27 protein-coding genes and 1 pseudogene are annotated in these 26469 nt (G+C 66.9%); 13 read left to right on the top strand and 15 right to left on the bottom strand.

Going from position 1 to position 26469, the window contains the following annotated elements:
- Positions 1-368: 368 nt before the first annotated feature.
- Positions 369-2267, bottom strand: a complete 1899-nt coding sequence (locus E8A49_RS17080) for a CocE/NonD family hydrolase (protein WP_293384136.1) — start codon at positions 2265-2267, stop codon at positions 369-371.
- 262 nt (positions 2268-2529) lie between these two features.
- On the opposite strand from E8A49_RS17080, the pseudogene E8A49_RS17075 reads away from it, so the two are divergent.
- Positions 2530-2736: pseudogene (locus tag E8A49_RS17075) on the top strand (IS6 family transposase); the annotation flags it as partial.
- Positions 2737-3006: 270 nt separating this feature from the next.
- Here E8A49_RS17075 and E8A49_RS17070 read toward each other — a convergent pair.
- Entirely contained in the window at positions 3007-3198 is a 192-nt protein-coding gene (locus E8A49_RS17070; RefSeq protein WP_293384133.1) for a hypothetical protein, read from the bottom strand.
- Between the two features lie 196 nt (positions 3199-3394).
- Here E8A49_RS17070 and E8A49_RS17065 point away from each other — a divergent pair, with 196 nt between their 5' ends.
- On the top strand, positions 3395-3892 hold the full coding sequence (locus E8A49_RS17065) for a TspO/MBR family protein (protein ID WP_293384131.1): 498 nt from the start codon (positions 3395-3397) through the stop codon (positions 3890-3892).
- Positions 3893-3949: 57 nt separating this feature from the next.
- Here E8A49_RS17065 and E8A49_RS17060 read toward each other — a convergent pair whose 3' ends face one another.
- Positions 3950-4210 carry a hypothetical protein gene (locus E8A49_RS17060; RefSeq protein WP_293384128.1) on the bottom strand — a complete coding sequence of 87 codons (261 nt, stop codon included), beginning with the start codon at positions 4208-4210 and terminating at the stop codon, positions 3950-3952.
- A gap of 524 nt (positions 4211-4734) precedes the next feature.
- Between E8A49_RS17060 and E8A49_RS17055 the strand changes: the two genes are divergently transcribed.
- A complete protein-coding gene (locus E8A49_RS17055; protein ID WP_293384125.1) occupies positions 4735-5466 on the top strand; it encodes a Crp/Fnr family transcriptional regulator in 732 nt (243 codons plus the stop codon).
- A gap of 15 nt (positions 5467-5481) precedes the next feature.
- On the opposite strand, the gene E8A49_RS17050 is transcribed toward E8A49_RS17055, so the two are convergent.
- The 5 genes from E8A49_RS17050 to E8A49_RS17030 all read right to left on the bottom strand — a co-directional run bounded on the left by E8A49_RS17050 (position 5482) and on the right by E8A49_RS17030 (position 10555).
- Positions 5482-5883 (bottom strand): response regulator, encoded by a 402-nt coding sequence (locus tag E8A49_RS17050; protein WP_293384122.1) that lies wholly within the window; start codon positions 5881-5883, stop codon positions 5482-5484.
- A gap of 136 nt (positions 5884-6019) precedes the next feature.
- Positions 6020-6721, bottom strand: a complete 702-nt coding sequence (locus E8A49_RS17045) for a hypothetical protein (RefSeq protein ID WP_293384119.1) — start codon at positions 6719-6721, stop codon at positions 6020-6022.
- A 173-nt stretch (positions 6722-6894) separates the two neighbouring features.
- On the bottom strand, positions 6895-8154 hold the full coding sequence (locus E8A49_RS17040) for an arsenic transporter (protein ID WP_293384116.1): 1260 nt from the start codon (positions 8152-8154) through the stop codon (positions 6895-6897).
- A gap of 20 nt (positions 8155-8174) precedes the next feature.
- Positions 8175-9437: an MFS transporter gene (locus E8A49_RS17035; RefSeq protein WP_293384113.1), complete on the bottom strand. Its 1263-nt coding sequence runs from the start codon at positions 9435-9437 to the stop codon at positions 8175-8177.
- Positions 9431-10555: a metallophosphoesterase gene (locus E8A49_RS17030; RefSeq protein ID WP_293384110.1), complete on the bottom strand. Its 1125-nt coding sequence runs from the start codon at positions 10553-10555 to the stop codon at positions 9431-9433. Before E8A49_RS17030 ends, E8A49_RS17035 begins: the two co-directional genes overlap by 7 nt.
- A gap of 726 nt (positions 10556-11281) precedes the next feature.
- Here E8A49_RS17030 and E8A49_RS17025 point away from each other — a divergent pair.
- From E8A49_RS17025 to cyoD, 7 genes are all read left to right on the top strand, one after another.
- Entirely contained in the window at positions 11282-12007 is a 726-nt protein-coding gene (locus E8A49_RS17025) for a response regulator (RefSeq protein WP_293384108.1), read from the top strand.
- Complete coding sequence (locus E8A49_RS17020) at positions 12004-13419, top strand: ATP-binding protein (RefSeq protein WP_293384105.1); 1416 nt, start codon at positions 12004-12006, stop codon at positions 13417-13419. The genes E8A49_RS17025 and E8A49_RS17020 overlap by 4 nt, the downstream gene beginning before the upstream one ends.
- A gap of 206 nt (positions 13420-13625) precedes the next feature.
- Entirely contained in the window at positions 13626-14324 is a 699-nt protein-coding gene (locus E8A49_RS17015; protein WP_293384102.1) for an IS6 family transposase, read from the top strand.
- A gap of 126 nt (positions 14325-14450) precedes the next feature.
- On the top strand, positions 14451-15344 hold the full coding sequence (gene cyoA, locus E8A49_RS17010; RefSeq protein WP_293384099.1) for a ubiquinol oxidase subunit II: 894 nt from the start codon (positions 14451-14453) through the stop codon (positions 15342-15344).
- A gap of 1 nt (position 15345) precedes the next feature.
- Positions 15346-17352: a cytochrome o ubiquinol oxidase subunit I gene (cyoB, locus tag E8A49_RS17005; protein ID WP_293384096.1), complete on the top strand. Its 2007-nt coding sequence runs from the start codon at positions 15346-15348 to the stop codon at positions 17350-17352.
- A complete protein-coding gene (locus E8A49_RS17000) occupies positions 17349-18026 on the top strand; it encodes a cytochrome (ubi)quinol oxidase subunit III (RefSeq protein ID WP_293384093.1) in 678 nt (225 codons plus the stop codon). The genes cyoB and E8A49_RS17000 overlap by 4 nt, the downstream gene beginning before the upstream one ends.
- On the top strand, positions 18023-18421 hold the full coding sequence (gene cyoD, locus E8A49_RS16995) for a cytochrome o ubiquinol oxidase subunit IV (protein ID WP_293384090.1): 399 nt from the start codon (positions 18023-18025) through the stop codon (positions 18419-18421). Before E8A49_RS17000 ends, cyoD begins: the two co-directional genes overlap by 4 nt.
- A gap of 158 nt (positions 18422-18579) precedes the next feature.
- Here the strand turns inward: cyoD and E8A49_RS16990 are convergent, their stop codons facing one another.
- Both E8A49_RS16990 and E8A49_RS16985 read right to left on the bottom strand, forming a co-directional pair.
- The gene (locus tag E8A49_RS16990) at positions 18580-19047 is read right to left on the bottom strand and encodes a hypothetical protein (RefSeq protein ID WP_293384087.1); all 468 of its coding nucleotides are present in this window, start codon (positions 19045-19047) and stop codon (positions 18580-18582) included.
- Between the two features lie 359 nt (positions 19048-19406).
- On the bottom strand, positions 19407-19958 hold the full coding sequence (locus E8A49_RS16985; RefSeq protein WP_293384085.1) for a hypothetical protein: 552 nt from the start codon (positions 19956-19958) through the stop codon (positions 19407-19409).
- Positions 19959-20120: 162 nt separating this feature from the next.
- Here E8A49_RS16985 and E8A49_RS16980 point away from each other — a divergent pair, with 162 nt between their 5' ends.
- On the top strand, positions 20121-20636 hold the full coding sequence (locus tag E8A49_RS16980; protein WP_293384082.1) for a hypothetical protein: 516 nt from the start codon (positions 20121-20123) through the stop codon (positions 20634-20636).
- Between the two features lie 93 nt (positions 20637-20729).
- Here the strand turns inward: E8A49_RS16980 and E8A49_RS16975 are convergent, their stop codons facing one another.
- From E8A49_RS16975 to E8A49_RS23225, 5 genes are all read right to left on the bottom strand, one after another.
- Positions 20730-21791, bottom strand: coding sequence for an SDR family NAD(P)-dependent oxidoreductase (locus E8A49_RS16975; protein ID WP_293384079.1), 1062 nt, complete (start codon positions 21789-21791; stop codon positions 20730-20732).
- An 83-nt stretch (positions 21792-21874) separates the two neighbouring features.
- On the bottom strand, positions 21875-22243 hold the full coding sequence (locus tag E8A49_RS16970; protein ID WP_293384076.1) for a response regulator: 369 nt from the start codon (positions 22241-22243) through the stop codon (positions 21875-21877).
- 129 nt (positions 22244-22372) lie between these two features.
- Positions 22373-22558, bottom strand: coding sequence for a hypothetical protein (locus tag E8A49_RS16965; RefSeq protein ID WP_293384073.1), 186 nt, complete (start codon positions 22556-22558; stop codon positions 22373-22375).
- A gap of 1047 nt (positions 22559-23605) precedes the next feature.
- Positions 23606-23875, bottom strand: coding sequence for a hypothetical protein (locus E8A49_RS16960; RefSeq protein WP_293384070.1), 270 nt, complete (start codon positions 23873-23875; stop codon positions 23606-23608).
- Between the two features lie 461 nt (positions 23876-24336).
- Positions 24337-24651 carry a helix-turn-helix transcriptional regulator gene (locus E8A49_RS23225; protein WP_366928833.1) on the bottom strand — a complete coding sequence of 105 codons (315 nt, stop codon included), beginning with the start codon at positions 24649-24651 and terminating at the stop codon, positions 24337-24339.
- 238 nt (positions 24652-24889) lie between these two features.
- On the opposite strand from E8A49_RS23225, the gene E8A49_RS16955 reads away from it, so the two are divergent.
- Together E8A49_RS16955 and E8A49_RS16950 are read left to right on the top strand one after the other, a co-directional pair.
- Positions 24890-25618 (top strand): PEPxxWA-CTERM sorting domain-containing protein, encoded by a 729-nt coding sequence (locus E8A49_RS16955; RefSeq protein WP_293384067.1) that lies wholly within the window; start codon positions 24890-24892, stop codon positions 25616-25618.
- Between the two features lie 432 nt (positions 25619-26050).
- Positions 26051-26469: IS6 family transposase (locus E8A49_RS16950; RefSeq protein ID WP_293384064.1), on the top strand; the 419-nt coding region annotated here is incomplete at its 3' end.

Below are 26469 nucleotides of genomic sequence, written 5' to 3'. Positions count from 1 at the left end.
GGACGCCGCCGTCGCACAGAAGGCGACCGCGCCTGCCGAGGCGAACAGCAATGCGAGTTTCGAAAGCCTGACCATGATCGACCCCTCCAAAGTGAGCCACGCGTGATGGCGTCCAGCACCCCTGCTGATTGCCCGTTTGTTACCAGATACTAACGTTATCCAAACATTTGGGCCGGTCAAACACACTCACCTGACACGCGAACATTGTTTTTCGAACAAAGGTCTCCAGAGTCCCGAAGCAAGGTCTATTCGTTGAATCTACGAGGGAAAGCGCTTTCGTATATAGCCTATATAAGGCGCCTGAAGCCTGCCGCTGGCCTGGGGCGGCGGGCTCCGGCCAAGCGGTATCCCGGCGGGGCGCGCTGGCCTTAAGGCCGCGCTGGGTTTGGGCTGATGGCGCCCAAGACTTCGTGGATGGGCAGCCGCAGCTCCAGGTTCGAGACCGCGATCGAGAAGACCCCATTGGAGGGGCGCAGGAAGGGCGCATCCCGGCCCAGCAACTCGAGCTGCGGGATGTGGCCGGGCGCGAAATACCATCCGTTTGCCGAGAGCTGGAAGGTCTGGCGGCCGTTTGGCGCCTTCGGATCGATCCGGTAGGCGCCGCGGGCGACGAGCGTCTTGGTGTTCGTCGCGGGATCCACATCGACCAACCGTCCGGCGATGTAGGCGAACTCGCCGGTAACCCGCAGATCGGCCGTCACCGTCGGCGATCCCAGCAAGGTGTATCCCGCGCCGGTGGGGGTCGGCAGCCGGTAGGTCGCGACGCCGCGACCCTCGTCGGCCGCGGGCGCGGTCGTACAGGAGAGGCCGCCGGAAACCGGATCGAACGCCTTGGACACCTTGGGATCGCCGCCGGTGGAAAGGATCGTCTGGGTCGGTTTGGAGCTGAAGTCGACCGCGCCGGGGTGAAGCGCCGCCCATGTGGCGGCGGCGTACGGGCCGCCGGACGGGGCGCTTTTCGGGCAGGTCTGGGTGAGCGCGGTCACGCCAAGCGTGGGCTGGGGTCCGGCGCCTTTGACGTAGTAGTCGAAGAACGCGTGGATGTGGGCGCTCGTCAGCGCCAGATCGGCTGGCTTGCTCTGCGCGCGCTGGTGACCGATGTCGCCGAACAGCAGTTCGACCGGCGCGGACGGGTACAGCGCCCGCAGGCGGTTATAGTAGACGAGCACCTGATCGGCCCAGAACACGTCGTCCGTGAAGCCGTTGGCGAGGAACAGCGGCGCCGGCGCCCGCCGGGACGTTCCAAAGGTCCCGGCCAGCAGGTCATAGGACGAGTGGAATTGGGCGCCCGCCTTGAGCATCGCCTGGACCGGCGGTTTCTCGTATGGCTCGCCGGCGGTCGCGAGCGCGAACTCCATGACCATGTCGGGGTCGCCGCCCGGCGGGGCGTAATAGGCGCCCTGCATGCCGACCGTGAAGAGTCCCCGACCGATCGACATCTTCTGCACCCCGACCGGCGCGGCGCGGTTCGTGGCGGTGGTCTGCGTGTCGAGCCAACGCCCGTTCGGCGCGAGCGCGGTGTCGTCGCCCCATCCGGCGAAGGGCGCGGCGGCGGCCAGGTGCAGGGGCGTCCCCTTGGGGCTGGTCCAGGGGCTCAGCGTCCCGTCAGCGTTCATCACCCGGTCGTTCAGGGTCGCCAGCGCCAGCGAGGCGCCGGCGCCATAGGAATCGCCGTGGGCGCCGATCCGCCTGGGGTCGGCTATCCCCTCGTCGACCAGGAGCCCGGCTGCGTACTGGGCGTCGCGGACTTCGTAGCGGAAGTCGTCCCGGCGGACGTAGCCGTTCACGCACCCCGGCAGGTTGAGGAGCCGCGAGGCGATGCTGCCGCACGAGTCGCCCCAGCCGCGCGCCGCCAGCTGCACGACGGTGTAGCCCTCCTTCGCCCATTGACGCGCCGTCGGGCCGCCGTACTGCCCGTCGTCCGGCCCTTTCGGCGGCTCGCCCCAGCCGTGGCTCTGTATCACCAGCGGATAGCCGCCATCGGCTCCGGAGACGGGCGCCGGCGGGAGGGTGACGTAGAGTTCAAGCGGCGTGCCGTCGAAGGTCTTCAGGCGGAAATCGGGGCCGCTGGGTCCTTTCCCATCCCCATGGCACACGCGCACACCGTCCGATTGCGCCACGCACGGAATCGGCTGGCCGTTCACGGAGTATGTGGCGAGGACGGCGCTACGCGCCGGGGCGGAGATGGCCTCTCCCGAACTCGCGCCCGGCGCCAGGAACGCGCCCGCCGCCGCGAGCGCCGCCCATCCGGCTGCTCCCATCGCCATGCATGCGCCTCCCCCGGCTCCTCTCTTCAGGACTTGAGGCGCGCCGGCTTGCTTTGCCGAATATTCGCACCTTGGTCGCGGGTGACCAGGCGCGGCCGACCAAAGACCCTCAGGGAGGTCCCGAAGGTTATCACGGGGATCTAGTCTGACAATGCCGGCCAAGGACTTCAGAGACCGCTCGCCTCTGATTGGCGGTGGGGCCAGTCAAACGCTAACCTGTCTCCGGATCGGCCGCTTGGGACCGCTGCGGGGGCTGAGTTAGATGCGCCCCGTCTCGTTCAAGCGGCATAGGTTTCCAGCGGAGGTCATCCGCTATGCCGTGTGGCTGTACTTCCGCTTCACGATGAGCTTGCGGGATGTCGAAGAGCCGCTCGCCCAACGCGGAATCGAGGTGAGCTACGAGACGATCCGATGCTGGGTGAACAGGTTCGGGCCCCAGATCGCCGACAATCTTCGAAAGAGGCGACCGCCACCATCCCCGCGCTGGCGCTATGGCTTCTCAGGATCGAGGACCTTCATCGAACCGGTGGGCGTCGCAACAACAATAGGGCGGACAACTCTCACCTGCCCATCCGACGACGAGAGCGGAAGATGCAGCGGTTCAAGTTCGCCGCCACGACCAGCGCTTTCTCACCACTCACGCAGCGATCTACAACATCTTCAATACCAAGACCCACCTCGTCGGGGTTGGGGCTCCTGCGGCCTAGAGGAGTTAACCTGACAACCCCGGCGCCCGGGGCTACGGCAACCTGTTGCCGACGCAATCCACAGCGAACAGTCGGATGTCGTCCAACATCACCACCACATGCTCGCAGGTGTGATGCTCGGCCAGGACCTCCGGGATCGTCGTCAGGACGTCCGCAGCCTTTGGCACCTTGATGGTCGCGCGCGCCGCCTTCTCCCCGGGATGGTAGACCAACAGCGTGTACATCGGCTCGCCCCCAAGCGACTGCGGGGGCGTAAGCCGCTAGCGCGGCGTCAGTTGCTCAGCCGACGTACGAACCCGCCTAGAGAACGCCGTCGTTGCAAAAAAGGCGCGGATAGCGCCACTACCAGTGTCTCTCCAGCGAAGTCGCCGCCTGGCGGCGGTTTAGATCGCACTTCATAGCGAGCGCCAGGAGGCGGCCATGACGACCCAGCCCGTCAAGTCCACAACGCGGAGCGGCTTGATCTCGGCGATTGCATTTGTCGGCGTGGCGCTGGGTGTCGGCGCCCTTGGCGGACTCGCCACGGCCTCGAGCGTAACCACTTGGTACCTGGGCCTGAACAAGCCCGCTTTCAATCCGCCGAACGCCGTCTTTGGTCCGGTCTGGACCATTCTCTACATCCTTATGGCGGTTGCCGCTTGGCGCGTTTGGCGGCGGGCAAGGCGGTCCGGCCTCTGGTCGGCGCTCACGCTCTACGCGGCGCAACTGGTCTTGAATCTGGCGTGGTCGCTGATCTTTTTCGGACTGCGCCAACCGGCATGGGCGCTTGGCGAGGTGGTGGTCCTGCTGTCAGGGGTTGTGATGACCGCGGTCGTCTTCTGGCGCATCGACCGGCTCTCCGGCCTGATGATGATTCCCTATGCCGTCTGGGTAGCGTTCGCGGCGGTTCTGAATCTCGAAATCTGGCGGCTGAACTAGGGGACTTTCGCTAGCGAACCTGCTGACCAGCTGCGCAGCGGCGCGCCAAACGGCTCGCTAGCGACGCGTCAGCCGGCAAGGCGGCGCAGCGGAGGACGTCGTCACGGCCAAGTCGAGCAGGAACATCGTCAGGCCGGCGTCATCCTTGACCGTGATGGTGAAAGCGTCGCCGAGCCAGATATCCTCCGGCCGTTCCGCGACGAGCTGGCCCAAGAGCTTGGCGGCCTCGATCCGCGCGGCGTCGGCGTGCTCGAGGTCCGTGCCCTCTTCGTCCTTGAGCAGACCGCCGTTCTGGACATGAAAGTAGTAACGCGACATGCGCCCGCAACACGCTGGATCGGCTCAAGTTTCGTCATGGGCTGGGAAAATTGACCTGTGCGCTGAATTTGTTCGTCCACGACTTCCCCGCTGCAGATGGTTGGAGGGTTGTCGGTGGAGTTCAGGCGTCCTCTGGCGCTTGATCCGTTGCGACCTTCGCGGGCGGGAGTCTCGACGCCGACCAACGTCCTGTGGTGGACAGACGTCCCGACGTTTGGAGCGCAAACACGCCACGGCGAGGGCGTCATGCGCGCATACCGATTCTATCTCATCGGAACCGATGGGCGGATTTTCCACAGGGTTGAAGCCGAGTGCCGGGACGACGCCGATGCGATCCACCAAGCGAAGGCCCGTCAGGAAGCGGCGGACATCGAGATATGGGAAGGGACGCGTTGCGTGGGGCTGACTCCAGCGGATCGCTGAGGCGCTGTTGACCTCCAGATGGCTGAAGCGTCCAGATAGTTCGGAGCGCGGCCTAGGATGGCCGCGGCTCGCGACGCCATGGCTTTCCTAGGGATATGGGTTTGACCACGCCGGTGGATGACAACCTCGCCTCCAACGCGTTGCTTGAAAAACTCACGCCGCAGGATCGCGCCCGGTTGGCGCCGCACTTGACGGCGTTCGATCTGGCGGCGGGCCATGTCCTGCATCCGGCGGGAGAAGACGTCGACGAGACCTGGTTTCCCTGCGGCGGCGCCATGGCGGCGTTTTGCGTTTCCACCAACCAGGGCGCCAACCAGGTGGAGGTGGCCGTCGTGGGGCGCGAAGGCGCGGTGGGCGGTATCGTCTCTAACGGCCATCTCCCTGCCTACGCGACAGCGGAAGTCCGTTTCGCGGGGCGTTTCCTGAGGATCAAAACGGCCGCCTTGGAACTCGCCAAGTTGGAATCCCTGCCGCTTCGCCATTGGTTCTCGCGGTATTCCGACTGCCTGCTGGCTCAGGTGTTCCAAACCGCCGCCTGCAACGCCACTCATACGATCGCCCAGCGGACCGCCAAATGGCTGTTGGCGGCGGCGGCCCGCACCAACGGAAACGTCTTCGAACTCACCCAGGACGAGCTGGCGCAGATGCTCGGCGTGGGGCGGACCTTCGTCAACGGCACGCTGAAAGCGCTGCGGGACAAGCAGGTGATTGCGACGCGGCGGGGGTTTATCGAGATCAAGGACACGGCCGCGCTTCGCCGGATGTCGTGCGGCTGCACAGTCGCGATCGAGGAGCACTTCGATATCGTGCTGCAGGGCATCTACGCGAGCTGACCCCCGCGGGTCGGGCTAGTTCGACAGGCTTCCGGGGCCTCCGCCTTCCACTGTCGCGGTCGACACCGCCACGACCAACTGCGCCAAGGCGTAGGGCTTGGCCAGCATCACGCTGCCGGGCACGCCTTGAGATGACCAGTCGCCGGCGCTTCCGCCGCTCACGTAGATAATCGGCAGGCTCGGCGCGATTTCCCGAGCATGGCGCGCGACGTCCCACCCGGTGAGTTCCGATCGGAGGTCGACGTCGGTCACCAGGGCGGCAAAGTCCGCGGCGCGGGCGTCGAGGATCGCAATCGCTTCGGCGGCTGAAGCCAGGCCGACAACGGCGTACCCTGCATCCTCAAGCGCAACCTCGGCCAACTCGCTGATGGCGGGCTCATCCTCCACATAGAGGATCAACGGTCCGATACCGTCCATTTTGGCGTGCCCCCGCAGTCCAAGTCCCGTGTCGGGAAGTCGACGTGTCGCTCAACAACTGATTCCTTCAAACAGGGTTCCAACCCGTTCGCCGCGACCCGAAATTCTCTTCGGTCTCAAGGGCCTGAGGGGACATCTAAGGTTGTGGAGCTTGGCTCGGATAGGTTTGCACGCGGTTGATCAGGCTCGCCAGGCGAGCGCCGTCTCGCGACAGGCGCTTCCGATTCCAGAGGGCCGGACCAGGCGTGAGGAATCCAGGCCTCGGGCTCAGCAGGCCAAGGCGGCGCAATCTTCGTGCGACAGTCCCCCGATCTTGACCCCTGGGGGGCGAGACTCGATCGTCCGGATGCCGAAGGCCGTTCCAGAAGGCGGCCGCGTCGTCGTTGGTCATCCGTTCCGCAATCCTGAGAATGCGAAAGCGCTCGGGTCCGCCGTCGAGGAGGGCGAGCAGCGCCGCGTTCCAGATGACACCTAACTCCTGGTCTTCGGCGGTGACCTGCGAGACGCCGAGCAGCCACGCGTTGAACCCCGGGGTGACGCCGAGCCGGCGCCAATCCAGAGGCCCAGCCGCCGTCTCGAAGACGCCAAGCTGCCGATCGATGTTTGCGAACGCCGGAGCGCCGGCATCGTCGTTCTCGCGGTCCAATGCGCTTTTAGATTTTGGGAGCCAGGGATCGAGCTGACGGTCCTCGAGATCGCCCCGGCCGATGCGCGGCGGCGTTCGGGCCGTCTCCGCCGTCCGTCGGTCATGTCCCAGCTGCAGGTCGGCGCTGCCGGGCGCGACGCGGGCGTCGTCAGGGGCGTCCACCCAGCGGCTCGGCTCGTTGGTGCTGACCATAGGGACGGGCCGGCCGTTTTCCGCGCCGGAGCCGGCGCTAAGCGGCGCAAGGTCCCGGCGAAGCGCGGCGGCGAAAAGGCGAAGCTTGTATCGAATTGTATCGGCGGGCCGCGGGTCCACGTGGACGCCGGCGCCCCAGGTTCGCCGGCCGCGAAGCGATCCCCAAGATCGACTCATGGCAACAAGAGCCGCGCGCCGAGCGCCAACATCAGAGCGGGCGGCGTCACCAGAACCCCGACCTTCAGGAAGGTCAGGGCCCCCACATGCTCGCCTTCGCGGCGGATGGCGGTCAGCCAAAGGATGGTCGCAAGCGAGCCAGTGACCGACAGGTTGGGGCCGAGATCCACACCGATGAGCAGCGCATCGACGATCTTCTTTGGCGGATGGCATTGCGCCAGGACGGTGCTGGCGATCAAACCGGCGGGCAGGTTGTTCATCAGGTTGGAGACTAGCGCGAGCGCCGCGCCCGATGCCGCGGCGGCGCCGGCCAGCGAGGTTCGCTCCGCGTTCTGAAGCATCCCACCTAGCGCGCCGGTCAGTCCGGTTTTGTCCACCGCATCGACCAGGACGAACAGGGCGGCCACGAGGGGCAGAACGGTCCATGAGACGCCGCGCATCACCGGCCAGGGCGACTGGCGCTTGATCACCAGGACCGAGAGGGTGGTCAGGACGCCCAGCAAGCAGGTCGGCGCGCCCAGTCGGATGTCCAGCGCGGACACCACCAGCAGGGCGATCGCCGTCGCGCCGATGCCGATAAGCACTGCACGGCCGCCGGCCGAGAGCTCAGGCTGGGCCACATCGCAGTCGCAGGATCCGGCCAGGCTGGCGCGCTGCGACCAGCGCAGAACGACGTAGGTGGCGACGATGGACAGCGCCGAGGGCAGGGCGAAGCTCTCGAGCCACGAGGCCAACGGTGGCGTGTGATCGCCGTAGAGCACTAGGTTCGCGGGGTTGGAGATGGGCAGCACGAAACTGGCGGCATTGGCGATGAAGGCGCAGATGAACAGATACGGCAGGGGCTTGGCGTTCGCGGTCTTCGCCGCCGCGAACACTGCCGGGGTCAGCACCACGGCGGCGGCGTCGTTGGAGAGCAGCGCCGTCACCATCACGCCGACGCCATAGATCAGCAGGAATAGTCGGCGGGGCGAACTCCCTGCCCGGTTCACGGCAAACGCCGCCACCCAATCGAACACGCCCTCCCGACGAGCGGTCTCCGACAGCAGCATCATGCCGACCAGGAAGAGGTAGACGTCGAGGCCCTTGCCGACTGCATGCCAGCCGTCGGCGAGCGGCATCAGGCCGGTGGCGATGAGAACCGCGGCGCCGGCGCAGGCCCAGATCGCCTCGGGCCAGCGGAACGGCCGGACGAGGACGCCCGCGGTCGCCAGCGCGGCGATCGCGCAGATGGCCAGAGTCTGCGGCGCGGCCGTCACGAAGAGCTCCCCATGGCCGATCAGGCCGCCGCGGGCGTGGTGACGGATTGCGGCGTGGACCGGTCGCAGGCCGGTTTCAATAGGGGTCGGAAGGCAAGCCACAGCGCCAAGGATCCCAGCGCGAAGCCGCCCAGGACAAGAAAGGTCACCCGATAGCCGACGGCTTGGGCGATCGCGCCGCCGATCGCCGGGCTCAGCGCCGCGCCGATCCCCTGGACCGTCAGCACCGCCCCTTGCCCGACATTCACTCGCCCGGTGCCGCTCAATATCCGCGCCACTAGGCCCGGGACCGCGACGCTCTGCAGGCCCGCGCCGATGCCGTCCAGGGCCTGGACCGGGAAGACGCCCCATCCCTGGATCACCGAGGCGGCGACCAGCCCCCGGATCGGCAGCGCGATGAAGGTGATCAGGATCACCAGCCAGAAGCCTCGCCGCTCAGCCATCGTCATCGCGATAAGGGAAGCGCCGACCATCACGGCCTGCGCGACGACAATGGTCATGGCCACGAAGCCCGCCGGGTCGCCCTTGTGGGCGGCGACGACCGCCAGTCCGTAGAGCGGCAGCATCGCGCCGTTGCCCAGGTGGAACAGAGCCAGCGCCGCGGCTAGCACCAGCAGCGGCTTGCACTCCCAGAGCACCTTCCAGCTCTTGGCCTGGTGGTCCTCGCCGGCGGCTTCGAGACCGCGAGCCGCACGGTGGTCGATGGACTTGGCTGGGATCAGCAGGACGGCGGCGATGGTGAACAGGCCGAAGATCGCCGCCAGCCAGAAGATCGCCCCGAAACCAAACTTCCATCCCAGCAGGCCGGACAGGCCGGCGCCGACCATGTTGCCCGCGTGGTTGAACGCCTGGTTGCGGCCGTTCTGACGATTGAATCCCTTCTGCCGCGCCACGCCGAGCGTAATCCCAACCACGGCGGGGCCAAGCGCGGCGCCCGCGATGGCGGTGGCGACCTGCGATCCGGCGATCACCCAAAAGCGCTGAGAAACCCAGATCAGAGCGGACGCTAGGACCGTGAAAACGCCGGAGGCGATGACGTAGGCGCGTTTGCGGGTGGTCGCATCAATGACAGCGCCGGCCGGCGCGGTGACCGCCATCCCCGCGACGCCGCCCAGGGTCATCACCAGTCCGATGGCGCCGGTCGCCCAGCCGCGCTGCTGCAGGAAGACGCCCAGGAACGGGCCTATGCCCGCCTGCATGTCGGCCATGAAGAAGTTCAGGGCCTCCAGCGCCCTGCGGGTTTGGCGGTCGGGTTGCGTGGAAGCCGCCGCCGCGCCTACCATTTGATCTTGCCGTTCTTGTTGGGGCCGAGCTGCGTGCCCAACAGTCCCCGTTGCGGCCAAGCCCCGATGGTGTGGACGTGATCGCCGCCCCGCGGCTTCAGGCGTCGCTCGGGGGGCGCGGTGGCGGCGCGAGTCTCGATCTCGATCGCGTCACGGTGCGCTTCGCCCCCGGACCTCGCGGTCACGATGATCTCGTGGCGTCCGTCCGCCAGCGGCCCGGCGGTTGCCGTCCATAGTCCGGGCTCGCCAACGACGGGGGCCATGATCACCGGGAACCCGCCGTCGACCGCGAGCGCCACGCTTTCCGCCGCGCCGCCGAACATCTTGGCGCGCACGGCAAAGGCGCCGCGCGGAACGTGGTCGCAGTCTGCGGGGTCCGTCACCAGCCGACGGTCGCTCGGCGTGGTGATCATCACCAGCGGCCAGGGCGTCCCCAGCGGCTTGAAGCGCCAACTCACCACCGAGCCATCGACCGCGTGGAGTGAAAACCCCATCGGCCCTTCCTCGATCTGGCCGGTGGACCGGGTGGCGGTGTAGATCGCGCCGCCATCGTTCAGCAGCTCATTATAGTGCGTGTGCCCGGTGTCGATGCAGGCGACCCGATGGTCGGCCAAAAGCCGGGCGAGGGCCTCGCCGCCCTCGGCAAGGTCGCCGGGGAAGGCGTGCATGAACACCACCGGCCGGTTCGGATCGCTGTCGGCGAGATCGAGCTCGTGGGCCAGCCAGTCGGTCTGGGACGCGCCAAGGCGGAAATCCGGACCGCCGGATCCGGACGAGACGATATCGAGGAACAGGCAACGCCGGCCGGCGATCAGCACGCTCAGCGGCAGGCGCTGCGCGCCCAGGCCTTCATAGAACGGTCCAAGGCTTTTCGGCTCGAAGTCATGGTCGCCGGGGATGAGGAAAACCTGCGGCTTCAGCTCGGCCAGCACTGCGGCGATGCGGGCGTACTGCTCGACCGTCCCGTGGTTGGCGTTGTCACCGGGCAGGAAGACAAAGTCGATATCGTCGTCGAGCCTGCGGTTGGCCTCGCTCACCAGAGTTCGAAGGGCAGCCAGGCTCCGCCAGACGTCCTCCTCGGAGACGTGCAGGTCACCAAAGTGCGCCCAGGTCAGCATTCTTTTGTCTTCACCGAACCTTGTTCGGCCCCCTTGAGTCGGGCGTCCGACGCAGAATGTTTTCGGCGGGGGCGTGTTCCGGCACGGAATATGTCAATTTGTATCGCGCCCTCACGTCGCCTCGGTCACCAAGGCGACGTGAGCGCGCCATCTAGCGGGGCGGCGGCGGAGGGGCGCCATCGAGGCTCAACGGTGGCGGCGGGGCGTCGCCGCGGTCGGCGGGGCCGCCCGGCGTGCGCGGTGCGATACCCGGCCTGCCGCCGGGACCGCGGATCCCGGGACAGTCGACCATGGCCAGCGGGCCGGGCGGGCGCGGCCCCTCGCCCTCCGGGCCGGGACCGCGTTGGTCATCGGGACGGGGAGGCGCGAGACGGGCGCCGGGCGGTGGCGGAGGCGGGGCCCCCCCTACGCTCAGCGGCGGCGGCGGCGGCGGCGGCGCGGGCTGGGAGGCGGCGGAGCCGGCGGCCAGCGTGAGCAGCCCCATGGCCGACAGAGTTGAGGCGAGCAGGGCGGTCCGGTTTCGCATAAGCTGCGTCCTTGAAGATGTCGCGCCGGTCTTGGCGTCGACATCACCGTCTCCAAGCGCCGTGGTCTTCGCGGGGCGTTTTCGTATCGAGGTGTATCCTGAAAGGTCGTGTTGTATCGGGAACCGCCTGGCCCGCTGGCCGATACAATCCGACACCTCTTTCCTGAGAAGCCGGCGCGGCTTTGCGGCATGGTGCGGCGATGGACACGCGGGCGCACATCCTGATCGTTGACGACGACCGCGAGATTCGCACTCTCCTGGCGGAGCAGCTGGAAACCTATGGGTTCGCCGTGCTCGGCGCCGAGGACGGGCGGGCCATGCGCCGGGTCCTGGACCGCGAGACCGTGGACCTCGTGGTTCTTGACCTCAATCTTCCGCGGGAGGACGGCCTCGCGCTCTGCCGCGACCTCCGCGCCAAATCCTCCCTGCCGGTGATCATGCTCACCGCCCGCGGCGAGCCGATAGACCGCATCCTCGGTCTGGAACTGGGCGCCGACGACTACATGGCCAAGCCCTTCGAGCCGCGCGAGCTGGTTGCGCGGATCCGCAACATCCTCAAGCGACGCGATGGCTTGGCGATCGACGAGGCGGAAGGCTGGACCGCGCAGCGCCTGCGGTTCGCCGACCGTATCCTCGACCTGCAACGGCGCCATCTCATAGGCGAGCGGGGCCAGGTGATCATGCTCTCTGGGGCCGAGTTCCGGTTCCTCAAGGCCTTCGCTGAACACCCGAACCGGGTCTTCTCGCGCGAACAGCTGGCGCGGATCGGCGCTGGCCGCGAGATCGACGGCACCGACCGCGCGGTCGACCTGCAGATCAGTCGGCTGCGCGCGAAGCTGGGCGACGACGCCCGTGCGCCCAGCCTGATCAAGACCGTGCGCAGCGAAGGCTATGTGCTCGCCGTCCCGGTGGAGCGAGATCCATGAAGCGGCTGACCTGGCCGGCCTCGATGGCGAGCCAGCTGTTCGCGATCCTGCTGTTGGGCGTCATCGGCGCGGCGGCCCTGGCCTTCATCACGGCTAGCCTGGAACGGCGTCAGGCCGAACGGCATGCGCGCAGCCAGCGATTGTCCGACCGCGTGGTCGATCTGAAAGCGGTGCTGGAAGCCGCACCGGAAGGCTTGCGCGCGACCCTTCTCGGCCCCGGTCCCGAGGCGCCTCGCCTCGTCGAGGGCCAGGTCCCGGTCGGAACCCCTGATCCGAAACTTACAGGCCAACTGGCGCAGCGCCTTGGTGGCGCGGCCAACGTCCTGGTCTCCGAACTCCCAGGTGAAGCCTGCCGGCCTCGTCCGCCGCCCGCGCCACCGGCTGCACGGCCGCTTCCGCCGTGGCCGCCTGACCCCTCGGGCGGCAGACCGCCGCCGCCGCCCGATTGCCGGCTCATCGCCCTGGACCTGCGCGACGGCCAGCGGGTCGCGCTGATCTTTCCCCTAGGCCCGAAGGCGCCGCCGGCCGACCGACCGCCGCTGACGCCGGCGTTCCTTCTGGTGCTGGCCATCGCAGCCGCGATCTTGGCGCTCGTCGTCTCTCGGCTGGCGACTGCGCCGCTCGCGCGCCTGTCCAAGGTGGCCACGGCGCTGGGCGACGACCTCGACCAGCCGCCCCTGCAGATCGAGGGGCCGCAGGAGGTGCGTCAGGCGGCGTCGGCCTTCAACGCCATGCAGATCCGGCTGAAGGCGCACGTCCAGGAGCGGACCCAGATGCTGGCCGCCATCACCCACGATCTGCAGACCCCCATGACCCGCCAGCGCCTGCGTCTGGAAAAGGTCGGGGACCCAGAGCTCCGCGCGCAATTGATCGCCGACCAGTCGGCGATGCTGGATCTCATCCGCGATGGGCTCGACCTCGCCCGGATGACCGGTGAGACGGAGCCCCTCGTCGAACTCGACGTCGACTCGCTGCTCCACGCGCTGTGTGAGGACGCCGTGCGGGCTGGCCATGATGTGAGCGTGGGCGGCGAGACGGGGCTCACGATCCAGACACGGCCACAGGCGCTGCAGAGGTGCCTCTCGAACCTGCTCGACAATGCCTTGAAATATGCTGGCGCGGCGGACTTGAGCGCATCCTCGGAGCTCGGTGTGGTTATCCGGGTCTCGGACCGGGGCCCGGGCATACCGTCGGACTTGCTCGAGGCAGTCTTCCAACCGTTTCATCGCGTGGAACGCTCACGATCACGCCGGACCGGCGGCGTGGGTCTTGGGTTGACGATCGCCAGGACCATGGCTGAGCGCGCGGGTGGCGACCTGCAGATCGCCAACCGGGCCGGGGGCGGCCTTGAGGCGAGCGTGCGGCTGGGCGCCAGGTCGCCAACTTCGGCGTTAGGCGTCCGGAACCGGTGATAGCTTGGCGGCTTGGTCGATTGCTCTCGCCGGGGCGGACCACCCAGGTTCAACGAGGCTCCTACACCGGAACCACCTTCACCCCCCTGCAAACCTCCTCGCAGATCTTCGACGCCGTCGGCAACACGATCGAGGGTGCTGTCAGGCTAACGCTAACTTGTCTCCAGGTCGGCCCCGCTTTGGGGAGCGCTGTGGGGCAGAGATAGATGCGACCCGTCTCGTTCAAGCGGCATAGGTTTCCAGCGGAGGTCATTCGCTACGCCGTGTGGCTGTACTGCCGCTTCACGATGAGCCTTCGCGACGTCGAGGAGCTGCTCGCCCAGCGCGGAATCGAGGTGAGCTACGAGACGATCCGCTGCTGGGTGAACAAGTTTGGGCCCCAGATCGCAGAGAATCTCCGGAAGAGGCGACCGCCGCCATCACCGCGCTGGCACCTCGACGAGGTGGTCTGCAAAATTGGTGGGATGCGCATGTATCTGTGGCGCGCGGTCGACGACGAAGGCGAGGTCCTCGACCTTTTCATGACCAGACGCCGAGACACCATCACCGCAATGAGGTTCCTAGCGACGCTGATTGGAAACCAGCCAGTCTGGCCGGAATCGATCACGACCGATGGCTTCAAATCCTATGCGTTGGCGCTGCGGCTTCTCGGGATTGAGGACCTTCATCGAACGGGTGGGCGCCGCAACAACAATAGGGCGGAGAACTCTCACCTGCCCATCCGACGACGGGAACGGAAGATGCAGCGGTTCAAGTCCGCCGCCTCAGCTCAGCGCTTTCTCACCACTCACGCAGCCATCTACAACACCTTCAACACCCAGACCCACCTCGTTAGCCGCAATACCCTCCGCCTCTTCCGTGGCGGCGCTCAGGCTGCGTGGAATGCCGCAACCGCGGCGAGCTGAATGACGCGGGGTTGGGGATCTTGCGGCTCAGAGAAGTTAACCTGACATCACCCGCAGACTCCACACGCTGGCGCTTCTGGAGGAGTGTGGCGGCTGGGGGTTCCATCAAGGGCTTGGAGCAGCGTCTTGCGCACACCTCCGCGATTCAAGCCCCTCGCGCGGCGAGGCTGGGTGTTGCTGGCGAGCTGGCCTCTGGGCGGCTGCGGCGGCGTGCTCGATCCACAAGGTCCGGTCGGCGCGGCGGAGAAGCTGATCCTGCTGAACTCGCTGGGCATCATGCTGGCGATCGTCGTGCCGACCATTCTGGCGACCCTGGGCGTGGCTTGGTGGTTCCGGGCGTCAAATCGTCGAGCGGTCTATCGTCCGGATTGGGAATATTCCGGCCGCATCGAACTGGTGGTTTGGGCGATCCCGGCTATGACCGTGCTGCTGCTGGGCGGCATCGGATGGGCCGGCAGCCACCTGCTCGACCCGGCCAAGGCCCTGGCCTCCAGCGCCGCGCCCCTGGAGGTCGATGTGGTGGCGCTCGATTGGAAGTGGCTGTTCATCTACCCCGAGCAGGGCGTCGCCAGCGTCAACCGCCTGGTCGCCCCCGTCGGACGGCCCATCAGCCTGCGGCTGACGTCGGCGACAGTGATGGACAGTTTCTTCGTGCCGCAACTCGGCACCCAGATCTACGCCATGCCGGGTATGACCACGCGGCTCAACCTCCAGGCGGATCGACTGGGCCGCTTTCCCGGGCTGTCGGCCATGTTCAGCGGCGACGGCTTCTCGCGCATGAGCTTCGTCTTCGATGCGCTGCCCGACGCCCAGTTCCAGGCCTGGGCGGCGGCCGCCAAGGCGCAAGGCCCGGCGCTCGACGCGGCCGGCTACCAGGCTCTGGCGCGACCGAGCCAAGGTGTCGCGCCCACCACCTACAGCGCGGTCGCGCCGGGCCTGTTCGACGCGCTCGCGCGCACCCAGACGCCGCCGCCGCCCGCCGGCGCCGCGGTGGCCATGCCGACCGCCATGGAGCCTTGAGATGTTCGGCAAGCTGACCTGGGACGCCATTCCCTTCAACGAGCCGATCCCGCTGATCAGCGCCCTGGCGGTGGTGCTGCTGGTGGGCGCGGTGCTCGGATGGATCACCGTGAAGGGGCATTGGCCCTATCTCTGGCGGGAGTGGATCACCTCGGTCGATCACAAGCGCATCGGCGTCATGTACTGCCTGCTGGGCTTCCTCATGCTGCTACGCGGCTTTGCCGACGCGATCATGATGCGTTCGCACTTGGCGCTCGCGCACGGCGCAGGCCAGGGATACCTGCCGCCCGACCACTACGATCAGATCTTCTCCGCCCACGGCACGATCATGATCTTCTTCACGGCGATGCCCTTCGTCGTCGGCCTGATGAACTTCGTGGTCCCGTTGCAGCTCGGCATCCGCGATGTCGCCTTCCCAACCTTCAATTCCGTGAGCCTGTGGCTGACCGCCTCCGGCGTCCTCTTGATCAACGCCAGCCTGGTGATCGGGAATTTCGCGCGCACTGGCTGGCTGGCCTATCCGCCGCTGTCGGAGCTCAAATTCTCGCCGGACGTCGGCGTCGACTACTACCTGTGGGCCTTGCAGATCGCGGGGATCGGGACCCTGCTGGCCGGGATCAATCTGGTCACCACCATCCTGAAGATGCGCGCGCCCGGCATGGGCTACACGCGCATGCCGGTGTTCTGCTGGACCGCGCTCGCCGCCAACCTGCTGATCGTCGCGGCCTTCCCGGTGCTCACCGCCACCTTCGCCATGCTGCTGCTGGACCGCTACCTGGGCTTCCACTTCTTCACCAACGAGGCCGGCGGCAACGCGATGATGTACGTCAACCTCATCTGGATCTGGGGTCATCCGGAGGTCTACATCCTCGCCCTGCCGGCGTTCGGCGTGTTCTCCGAGGTCGTGTCGACCTTCTCGGGCAAGCCGCTGTTCGGCTACCGCTCGATGATCCTGGCCACGATGGCCATCTGCATCCTGTCCTTCATGGTGTGGCTGCACCACTTCTTCACCATGGGCGCCGGCGCGGACGTCAACGCCTTCTTCGGCTTCGCCACCATGATCATCGCCGTGCCGACCGGGGTGAAGGTCTACAACTGGCTGTTCACGATGTACGGCGGCCGCGTCCGCTTTGAGACGCCGATGCTCTGGGCGATCGGCTTCATGGTCACCTTCGTGATCGGCGGCATGACCGGCGTCCTCATGGCGGTGCCCCCCGCCGACTTCGTGCTGCACAACTCGCTCTTCCTGGTGGCGCACTTCCACAATGTGGTGATCGGCGGGACCCTGTTCGGCATCTTCGCCGGCTACACCTTCTGGTTCCCCAAGGCGTTCGGCTTCCGCCTGCACGAAGGCTGGGGCAAGGCCGCCTTCTGGTGCTGGCTGGTAGGGTTCTACCTGGCCTTCATGCCGCTCTATGTGGTCGGCCTAATGGGCATGACGCGGCGGATGCAGCACTACGACAACCCCGCCTGGGTCGCCTGGCTGCAATTGGCCATGGTTGGCGCGGGGGTGATCCTCTGCGGCATCCTCTGCCAAGTCGTCCAGCTGGTGGTCTCCATCCGCCGCCGTGAAGCCCTGCGGGACGTCACCGGCGACCCGTGGGACGGACGCAGCCTGGAATGGTCCACGCCGTCGCCCCCGCCGCTCTTCAACTACGCGGTGATGCCCAACGTCGAAGGCGAGGAGGCCTACTGGGGGATCAAGCAGCGCGCCCTCCGCGATGGCCTGGCGCCGGAACCCCGGTACGCGGCCATCGAGATGCCCCGCAATTCGCCGACCGGATTTGTCACCGCCTTCTTCTCCACCGTCACGGGCTTCGCCCTCATCTGGCACATCTGGTGGATGGTGATCGCCGGCCTCCTGGGCGCGTTCGCTACCTTCGTGTGGTTCGCCTGGCGCGACGAGGACGAGTTCGAGATTCCGGCTGATGAGGTCGCGCGCATCGACCGTGAGCGGCGCCGGGTGCGCCAAGACGTCCTGCTGCCCAGCCTGGGGCGACCGGCATGACCGCAGCCGACGCCGCGGTCCGCAGTCCCCACGATCCCCATAAGCTGGGACGGGCCCGCGAGCGCATCGACGGACTCCCTAAGGACGCCGGCCGTGGCCAAGGCGGTCCTGCGCCCAAGCGGATCATCATCGCCTATGGCTTCTGGATCTTCCTGCTGTCGGACATCGTGATGTTCTCGGCCCTGTTCGCCGCCTATGCCGTGTTGCAGGGGGCGACGGCGGGGGGGCCGACCGGCCGCCAGCTGTTCAACCTGAACAACGTGGCCATCGAGACCGGATGTCTGCTGCTCTCCAGCTTCACCTGCGGCCTGATGATGGTGGCGGCTGAAGCCCGCAGCGTCCTCTGGACCCAGTTGGGCCTGCTGATCACCGGCCTCCTGGGCCTCGGCTTCGTGGCCCTTGAACTGCATGAGTTCGCCGACATGATCGGTCAGGGCGCAGGGCCGCAGCGCAGCGCTTTCCTCTCCGCCTTCTTCGCCCTGGTCGGGTGTCACGGCGCCCATGTGAGCTGCGGTCTGCTTTGGCTGGGCACGATGATGGCGCAGCTGCTCGCCAAGGGCTTTCGGCCGACGATCCTGCACCGGCTGATGTGCTTCAGCCTGTTCTGGCACGCCCTCGACATCATCTGGGTGGCGTTGTTCACCGTGGTCTACCTCTTGGGAGCGATCCGATGACTGTGGAGTCCCACACCGGCCGCGGCGACGGCGGCGACGCCGCGCCAGGCGAAGAGCGCGGCCGCGTCCTGCCGAGCCTCGGCGTCTATCTCATCGGACTAGTGTTTGCGCTGGGATTGACCGCCACGGCCTTCTGGGTCGCGCAAACCCATCTCCTGTGGGCGCCGGGCATTCCGATCGGCCTGTGCGTGCTGGCCATCGCCCAGATGGGCGTCCATCTGGTGTTCTTCCTGCACATCACCACCGGTCCGGACAACACCAACAACGTGCTGGCCCTGGCGTTCGGCGTGCTGATCGTCTTCCTGGTGGTGGCCGGCTCACTCTGGATCATGGCCAACCTCAATCACAACATGATGCCGATGGATCAGCTCACGAACCTGCATCTTCAACACTGAGTACGATGGAGCTGGTCAAAGATCGCCGGTCCTTGCTCGGGACGCCGGGCTCGCGCCGCGAAAACGTCCTGCAGAAATTGGAGACATCGCGATGCCGAACCCCCAAACCCGCCCAATCGGCGAGGCGCAGGGCGTCATCTTCGATGACGGACTCTCACTCAAACCGAGGGATCAGGAAGGGGGCAGGTCACCAGGCGCCGCGCGATCAGCACGGCCGCGCCGGAGGCCAGGCCGAGTAGGATGGCGTAGCGGAACTCCTGTGCTCTCGGCGAGAGCACCCGGCGGATCTCCCGGCCCCAGGCGTCAGCTGTCGCGGGCGAGGGCGCCGCGCCAGGTCCGGAGAGCGGCGGAAATCCGGCCGGCGCCGCACGCCGCAGCAGCGCTACCAGAAGGGCTTCGCCAAGCCCGCCGGCCAGGACGATCAGTCCGCGCGTCAGGCCTTCGCGCCCGTCGCCGGGATTGGCGGCGGCGATAACCAGAAAGACCGCGCCCTGCAGCAGCACCCAGAAGGGCGCGGCGCCGAGGCCGGCCGCCAGGCCAAGGCTGAAGGCGGCGGTCGCCACCACCGCCGCGTCGACCAAGGGGGTGCTGCTCGCCACTGTGCCGATCGCGGTGGACACGCCCATGCAGGCGGCTGCCAAGACTATCGGCGCGACATGAATTCGGCTGAGCCGCTGGAAGGCCCCGAACCCGGCGGAAAACGCTCCGGCCGCGGCCAGCACCGCCCGGTTGCCCGGTCGCTAAGCCAACGGCCAGCGCCAGCGCGACCCCGGGCGCGTAGTAGAGCGCCGGAACCGGATGAAAGGCGTCCCAGGCCTGAGTGAGGGCGCGTTGGAAGTGGCCCATTCCCCTTCAGCCTGAAAGACCTCGACAGCCAGCTAGAGCGCCGGCCTTTGCGCCACGGACCGCCAGAAGGTCACGTGCATCTCTTCACGCCGCAAGCCGCCAAGCGCAGCGGCGACCGAGGCCACAAAGGCCGCGAGGATCAGGCCGATTCCCGTAAAAAGTGAAATCTGGGCCGCCAGATGGGCGCGACGTTCAGCGGGAGTGCTGTGACAGCCGCCTGCGGCGTCAGCGCGACCTCCGGCGAGGCGACGGGCGCCTCTGCGACAGCGGTCTCAAGGTCGAGGCGCGCCAGCCGCGTCGCCGGGGCGAGCACGGCCGTGGCCAGCACGACCCCCGCGACGGTGCTGGTCGCCCAGACCAGCAGACCGTGCGCCGTATCCCTGAAGTGCACCTCGTGCCCATGGACGTTTGTCCACCTGGTCCGAAGGCGGCCGGCGAGGTAGCCGCCGAGTGCGGCGGACAGGACTTGAACCACAATCATCCAGGCCCCGAGGACCGGCGTGAAGTGATCGATCCGGCCCATCGACCCCGGCCACGGCCCGGCCAGCTCCAACCCAAAGCCGGCGGCCAAGGCCATCAGGACAACGGACACGGCGAGGGCGGCGACCGAGCCCGCCACGACGGCGCCCCAAGATACCGCGGACTGCGTTTCGAGTTCAGCGGCCGTGGCCGGCGACAGATCACTTTGCATTTGGGCCTCCCAAGCCGTTATCGGCGGTCGTCCGCGGTGAATTGTGGACCGTTTTCACCCCAACGCTCGAGCTGCGCCGAAGGTCCGCCGCAGGCGCGCGGCGCCCGACACAGCGGTGGGTGAGGTCAAGCCGAGAGGAGATCACGAGGGCCGCGCGACCCATTGAGCCGACCCTTCGGCAAGCTGGCCTGGGGCGGGACCGCCGCTGTCCTGTCGCCGGACGACTGGACGGCGCCCGTCGGTCTGGCTGTGCTTCTGGGACGGGTTGGCGGCGCTTTTCTCGTCGTCGCGCGTTGCGTCGCCATGACCAAAACCTCTCTGCTCATCTTGGCCGCTCTGCTGACCGCGCCGATCGGCGCCCAGGCCGCCGCCGAACCCTCTGCCGCGGTCAGTGCGGCGTTCGGCAACACCATTTTGACGATCGACCCCGATGGGCGGTCCCGGAAGATCTGGCTGCAGCCAGATGGGAGCTGGACGGGTCTAAGCCGTCGCGGGCTGGATCTCGCGGGCAAGTGGAAAATGGAGGGCGACAAGGTCTGCCTCAGCCAGTCGAAGCCGCGATTGCCCGGCAGTATGTGCCAGGTCTTTCCCACCGACCCGAAGGTTGGCGTCGACGCCAAGGACCCCACGGGAAAGGTGGTTCATCTGAAGCTGGTCAAGGGCCACGTCGAGAAATAGCCTGGACGCACGCCCTAACGGCGACCCCGCACGAGGCGCCTTCGCACGGGTGGTGGATCTCCAGCGTCGGCGCGGCCAAACCGTCACCCTCCGTCAGATATCCTTGGCGCTGTCGCCGCCCGTGACCTCGTACTCCGCGCCGGTGACCATCGCCGAGGCGTCCGAGGCCAGAAACACCGCCACCGGCGAGATGTCGTCCGGCTGCAGCCAGCCCACCTTCATCGGCACGGTGCCTGCCCGGATGTCCCAAGATTCCTGCGGGGTCGGGTTCTCGGGCGGCGGCTTGCCGGTGGTCTCACCGATGCTTTCCGAGAGCCGCTTCTCGTAGCGGGTGAGCGCGGTGTCCACGAGGCCTGGGATGATGGCGTTGACAGTGATGTTGTGCTCGCCGAGCTCCAGCGCCGCCGACTTCATCAGGCCGAGGATCCCCCATTTGGACGCCGAGTAGCTCGAGGCGTCCTTGGTGCCGTGTTTGCCTTGCATGGAGGACAGCACGATGATCCGGCCCTTCTTGCGCGCGACCATCTTCGGCGCGAAGGCGCGCAGGGTGTTGGCGGTGCCGTTGAGGTTGTTCTCGATCGTGTCGAGCCAGTCGTCGTCCTGCATCTCCAGCAGCGGGACCCAGCGCTGGATCGCGGCGTTGGCCACCACGATGTCGATCCTGCCGAAGTCGGCCTCCGTCTTGTCAGCAACCCGGCGCAGGGCCGCGATATCGCGGATGTCGGCCTTCACGCCCTCGCAGCGGCGGCCGTAGGACTTCACCTGGCGGACGGTCTCATCCAGGTCCGCTTGCGTCGCCGGCTTGGCGTTCGACGCCCGGCTGACGGGCCCGGCAATATCGAGCGCGACAATGTCGGCCCCATTGGCCGCAAGCTCCACGGCGATGGCCCGGCCAATGCCGCGCGCCGCCCCCGTCACCACGGCGACTTTGCCGGCGAGCTGGCTGCCCCGGGCCGGTTTGACCGGGCCTGCGGTCTTGTCCGGGCCAGGCTCGGGCATGGGGTTGCCGTCGAGGACGCGTGGCTCGGTGTCGGTGCGGCCGTCCCGCGGTCCCTGAGCCGCGGCCGCGCCAGCTAGCGCCGCGGCGCCGGCCACCGACCCCAACATCAGGCCACGACGGCTCGCGCCGGTCGCAGATTTCGCATTGTTCGCCATATCCGCCGCTCCAAGTCGTAGCGCCAAACTCGCGGGCGGCCGCGAGGTTCAGTGGCGTGGAGGTCTGAAGCCTGCGCCGGGGTCTAGGCGGCAAGCAGCGCCCTACCTGTCTTGCAGACGCTTTCGGCGTCATAGGGTTTGATGACGAAGGTCGCCGGAAGGTGGTCCACCGCGCGCAAGAGCGGACGCGCGGAGGTGATGATGACCTGCAGCGCCGGCGCCCTGGCCTTCAGCTCTTCCGCCAGCTCGATGCCGTTCATTTCGCCGGGCGCGCTGACGTCGGTGAACAGCAGATGCACCTGCGTCGCGCGGCCATGGACGTCGCGGGCTTGGGCCGCGTGTTTCACCTCCAGCACCTCGAAACCTTCGTCCAGGAAGGCGCTCACAGCCAGCATCCGGATCAGTGCTTCGTCTTCGACCACGAGGACGATCGGCTTAAGGCGCAGGTCCATACCCGACTAAGCTTAGCGCCTGGCAATCGTTCAACGAAACCGCCAGCCGAGGCCAATCGCGCAGGCGCGTGTCCTGGGCCGTGCGGCTCACCACCTTCAAAGGCTCCGGTGTGACCTGGCGACCTGCGTCTATCGAGCGCCGGCGGCAGCCTCGGCCTGCAGGTCGCGTATCCGTTGCCGGTAGAGATCCTCCACGGCCCAGCGTGATTGGCGCGCCGCGGCGGCCTCGCGAGCATTGAGCCAGTTCACCTGATCCCGCCAGAGCAGGCCTTCGGGGGCGCCGGCGGCGGCGGCTGCCTGGTAGGCCGCGACCATCTGCCGATCCGCGGCGACGAGCGCTGGATCATCACAGACCGCGGACTGGCCTGGTGACATGGGTCGGTCGCATCGGAGCGGCGCGGGCAGGCGGGCGAGCGGCGGCTGGCGCACGGCCGCTAGATCGGCCGGCCGCGCCTGTTGAACCTCAGGAAGGGCAGCTTGAGCTTGTTCCGCGATCTCGACAGCCTCGCCGGCGTCTGCAGCGGGCGGGGCTGTATCCTCAAGGGGAGCGGTGGGCGGGCGCGCGCCAGAGGGGGCCGTGGCCCGCGCGGTTCTCGGCGGCCGGTCTAACGGCTGGACATTGGCGTCTACGGGATCTGCGCGCAGAACCTCGAGTCGCGAAGTCTGGGGCAAGGACGGCGGAGGAGCTTCCAGGGGCGTCCCCTGCGTCACGCCCGTGGTTGCCAACAACCGCTCGTGATCCGGCCTCGTCGCGATCGACAAGAGCTGCTCGTGGTCCGCCCCTGGTGCGCTGGCGCGGCGAACTACGCCGCCGTGCAAGGTTGGCCAGAGCACGGCAAGGCCGCCAGCCGCGGCGGCCGCCGCGACAAGGCAGATCGAAACGAGCCCGCCCCTGTAGCGCCTTGCAGGGTGCTTGGGCGGCTCATCCGCCCAGTCGGTCGGCGGCTGCTCGTCAGAAAAATGCGAACTTGAATTGTATTCACGGAAACTTTCCGGGCGGATCGTGTCGTCAGCGTAAGTCCGGAAGCCAGATTTGGGCGCATACTCCTCGGGCTGGTCTTCCATCGGCGAACCTCGTGCTCAGCCTGCTTTCGACTACAAGGCGCAAGCCGGCTTGGGGGTTGCGAGCAAGTCCGCAAGGCAAGGCCTACGAAAAGTTCGGTCCGCTCCCCACCGCGCGTTGGCGTCTTGTAGGCCCACCATCCGGAGGCGAGGGCCAAGGGCCGCTTCGACCCCAAGCGGACGTTCGACAATGCGCTAGGCCTGGGACCACAACAACGGGGACGGGTTTCAATCGTTGGCGCCGGCAGGCCAAATCTTCAGCCTGAGGCCGTGCCTGCCGGCCGCACTTGGGCGGAGCATCTACGCCTCTGGCGCCCTTTGAAGGTGCGGGATCTCAGAGCCGAGGAGAAGCTCTCCCAAATTCACCCGAAAAGGCCAGTCGATGCCCGCATTGAAGTCGGCGGCCATGCTCTCGGCGTGACGAAGCGTGACTGCAGGACCGAGTCGGACGGCCCGGCGCCGGATATGTCCGTGCGAATCAATGGGGTCGAAGACGACGAAGACTTGGCCGCCCTCGGCGATTGCGGCAAATGCCACGTACTTGTCTTTGCCAGGGAGATATCGAGCCACGGCTCTGCTCCCCCCGTCCTAGACTCGCGCCGCGGCTAGCAAGACCTTGTCCACTGTGAGGACGGCCAGCGCCTTAGCTTCGTGAACGAATGCTCTGCCCTTAGCCCCAACTGGTGTTTTACGGCGTCGGGAAATAAGCCGTTGATCACGCCGGGATGCAGTAGGCTGTGGTCCTTAGGCATGGCGATCCTCCCACCCGCGCGGCTTTAATTCCCGCTGCCACCTGCCGTTCCGAGCGCCATACGCAACTTCGAAGGCGCGACCCCGCCTTCTAGGATCGATCTTTGTAAGGCGCTCTTCCGGAAGACGCTGAGGCGAGATCAGCTGGGGCCGCGGTTGGCGACACTGCGCGACAACGTCTGCTGCGTTCGACGAACCAGCCTGCGCCCCGGTGCATTCCCGGGCCCGGCGCCGCATGAGGGCGGCCATTCGTTCGGTCGCTCCTGTAGCTTGGGCTTGCATTACTGCTTCCTAGAGCCCTCGAAGTCGGCAAAGAAGTAGAGGATATCGGTTTTCAGCGCTTTAGACATCAGCCACAGGCGAGCGGCTGAAAGTTCCACGGCGCCACTCTCGCATTTCTGGATCTGCTGAGCTGATAGGCCGCATGCGTGTCCCAGGGCATGCTGGGTCATGTTGAGTTGCCGGCGGCGAGACCTGACACGTTGCGCGATGTGCTGACTGAAGGCGGACAACGACTTTCGCTCCGTCGCCCCCTGCGATCTTACGGTGATGCGGACCGGAAGATGCAGCGCGGCGATTGTCAGGTGACGCCGCACTTCGTCAGACGCCGCAGCGGCGCGTCCAACAATTCGAGCGCCAATCCTGAATAACGGGTCACCGACGACGGCCAAACGGACACGGCTGGGTTGTGAAATGAACGTCTAGGTTTAGGTAAATACTGCGCAATGTCGGGTAGATGACTGAAAATCCCCGAATCAGGGATTCGTGTTGCCATCAAAGTTGCGAGGGATAACAGTTGATCTGCGCCATTCGCGTCCAAGTCTTGAGGATGACATGTCCAAGCCGCTTTTCCGACGCTTTCTATCGGCCACCGCCCTCAGCTGCGCGCTTTGGGGGGCGTCGCAGGCCTCAGCAGGGACCGTGCTGATCACCGCAGACCACCTCGCGACTTCCAGCTACGTCGTGACACTGGGCGGCGTCGTGGACGGCAAGACATTCAATCCGCTCAGCGTCTACGAGTCGCCCGACGTGCTCACCGCGTCCATCAACGGCGCAGCGCCGACCAGCCTCCTCGTTTTCTGCGTCGACATCTTCCACGAGTTCGATTCCTCGACCCCGCCGGTCACCTACCAGACAGGCGCAGTCCTCACGGATTCGAGTGGCGCGACCTCCGGAGCCGGCGTGGCGCTGGGGCATGTTCTCTCCGGAGAGCTGGGCTTCCTGGCCGATCTCGGCCAGGCGACCAGCGATGCGGCCCGGTTGGCCGGCATCCAGGGCGCGATCTGGGAGACGGAATACTCCGGCCTGACGATCTCCGGCGGCTCGCCTTTCGTGAGCTACTACGCTGGCCTTGCCAGCGCCTGGGGCGCGTCACATCCTGATTTTGCGGGATACGCCCAAGGAATCTACGCGACCGACGCGGCCACGGGCGGCCTGGGTTCGACGCAAGGCTTCACGACCGGCGGCGTCCCCGAACCTGCGACCTGGGCGCTGCTCATGGCCGGCTTCGGGCTGGTCGGCGCAAGCCTTCGCAGACGCCGATCCGTTTTGGCCGCAGCCTGAGGCCGCTCCGACCTAGGGATGTCTGGGCGGATCAATCGGTCACTCGGCCGGTCGGTTGCGAGGCGGGAAACCGTGAACTGCCAGGCAATGGAAACCTGCTCATTGTGCGGAGATGGTTCCCGCCATCAAGGGGTCGGCGGCCTCGAGTGCGGCCGGTGCCACAATTTGACAGTTCTTCCGGCTTGTTGGCGCAAACTTCGGTCAGCCGCCGTTATAGGTGTTTGAACTCTCGAAGCGCTTGCGACCAAAGTCCTCTGGAGCGGCCGAGTAGCCGCGCGCGCTCGCGAATGTTGGCGACGAGGCCGCGGACGCCTCGCGGGCATCGGCCGCCAAGGTCGTTGGACAGCACTGCAACCCGGCGGGTGCTGTCAATCTAACGCTACCTTGTCTCCACTTGGAGTCTGAAAAGGCTGTTGTGGGGCAGGGGTTTGCGTGCGGCCGCTCTCGTTCAAGCATCATCGGTTCCCGGCGGACATCATCCGCCATGCGGTTTGGCTCTACTTCCGCTTCACCCTCAGCCTCAGGGACGTCGAGGAGCTTCTGGCCCAGCGCGGGATCGAGGTCAGCTACGAGACCATCCGCTGCTGGATCAAGAAGTTCGGCCCGCAGATCGCCCGCAACCTGAAGCGTCTGCGGCCGGCGCCTTCGCCCCGGTGGCACCTTGATGAGATGGTCTCCACCATCGGCGGCAAACACATGTACATCTGGCGAGCGGTCGACGACGAAGGCGAGGTCCTCGACCTCGTCGTGCAGCGCCGGCGTGACGCTGACGCGGCCCTGAAGCTGCTCAAGCGCCTCCTTCGCAACCAGCCCGTTGAGCCGCAGGCGATCGTCACCGACGGCCTGAAGTC

Origin of the sequence: Phenylobacterium sp. (assembly GCF_004799515.1) — a bacterium.
Taxonomy (GTDB): domain Bacteria; phylum Pseudomonadota; class Alphaproteobacteria; order Caulobacterales; family Caulobacteraceae; genus Phenylobacterium.
This window is presented reverse-complemented; position numbering and strand designations above follow the sequence as displayed.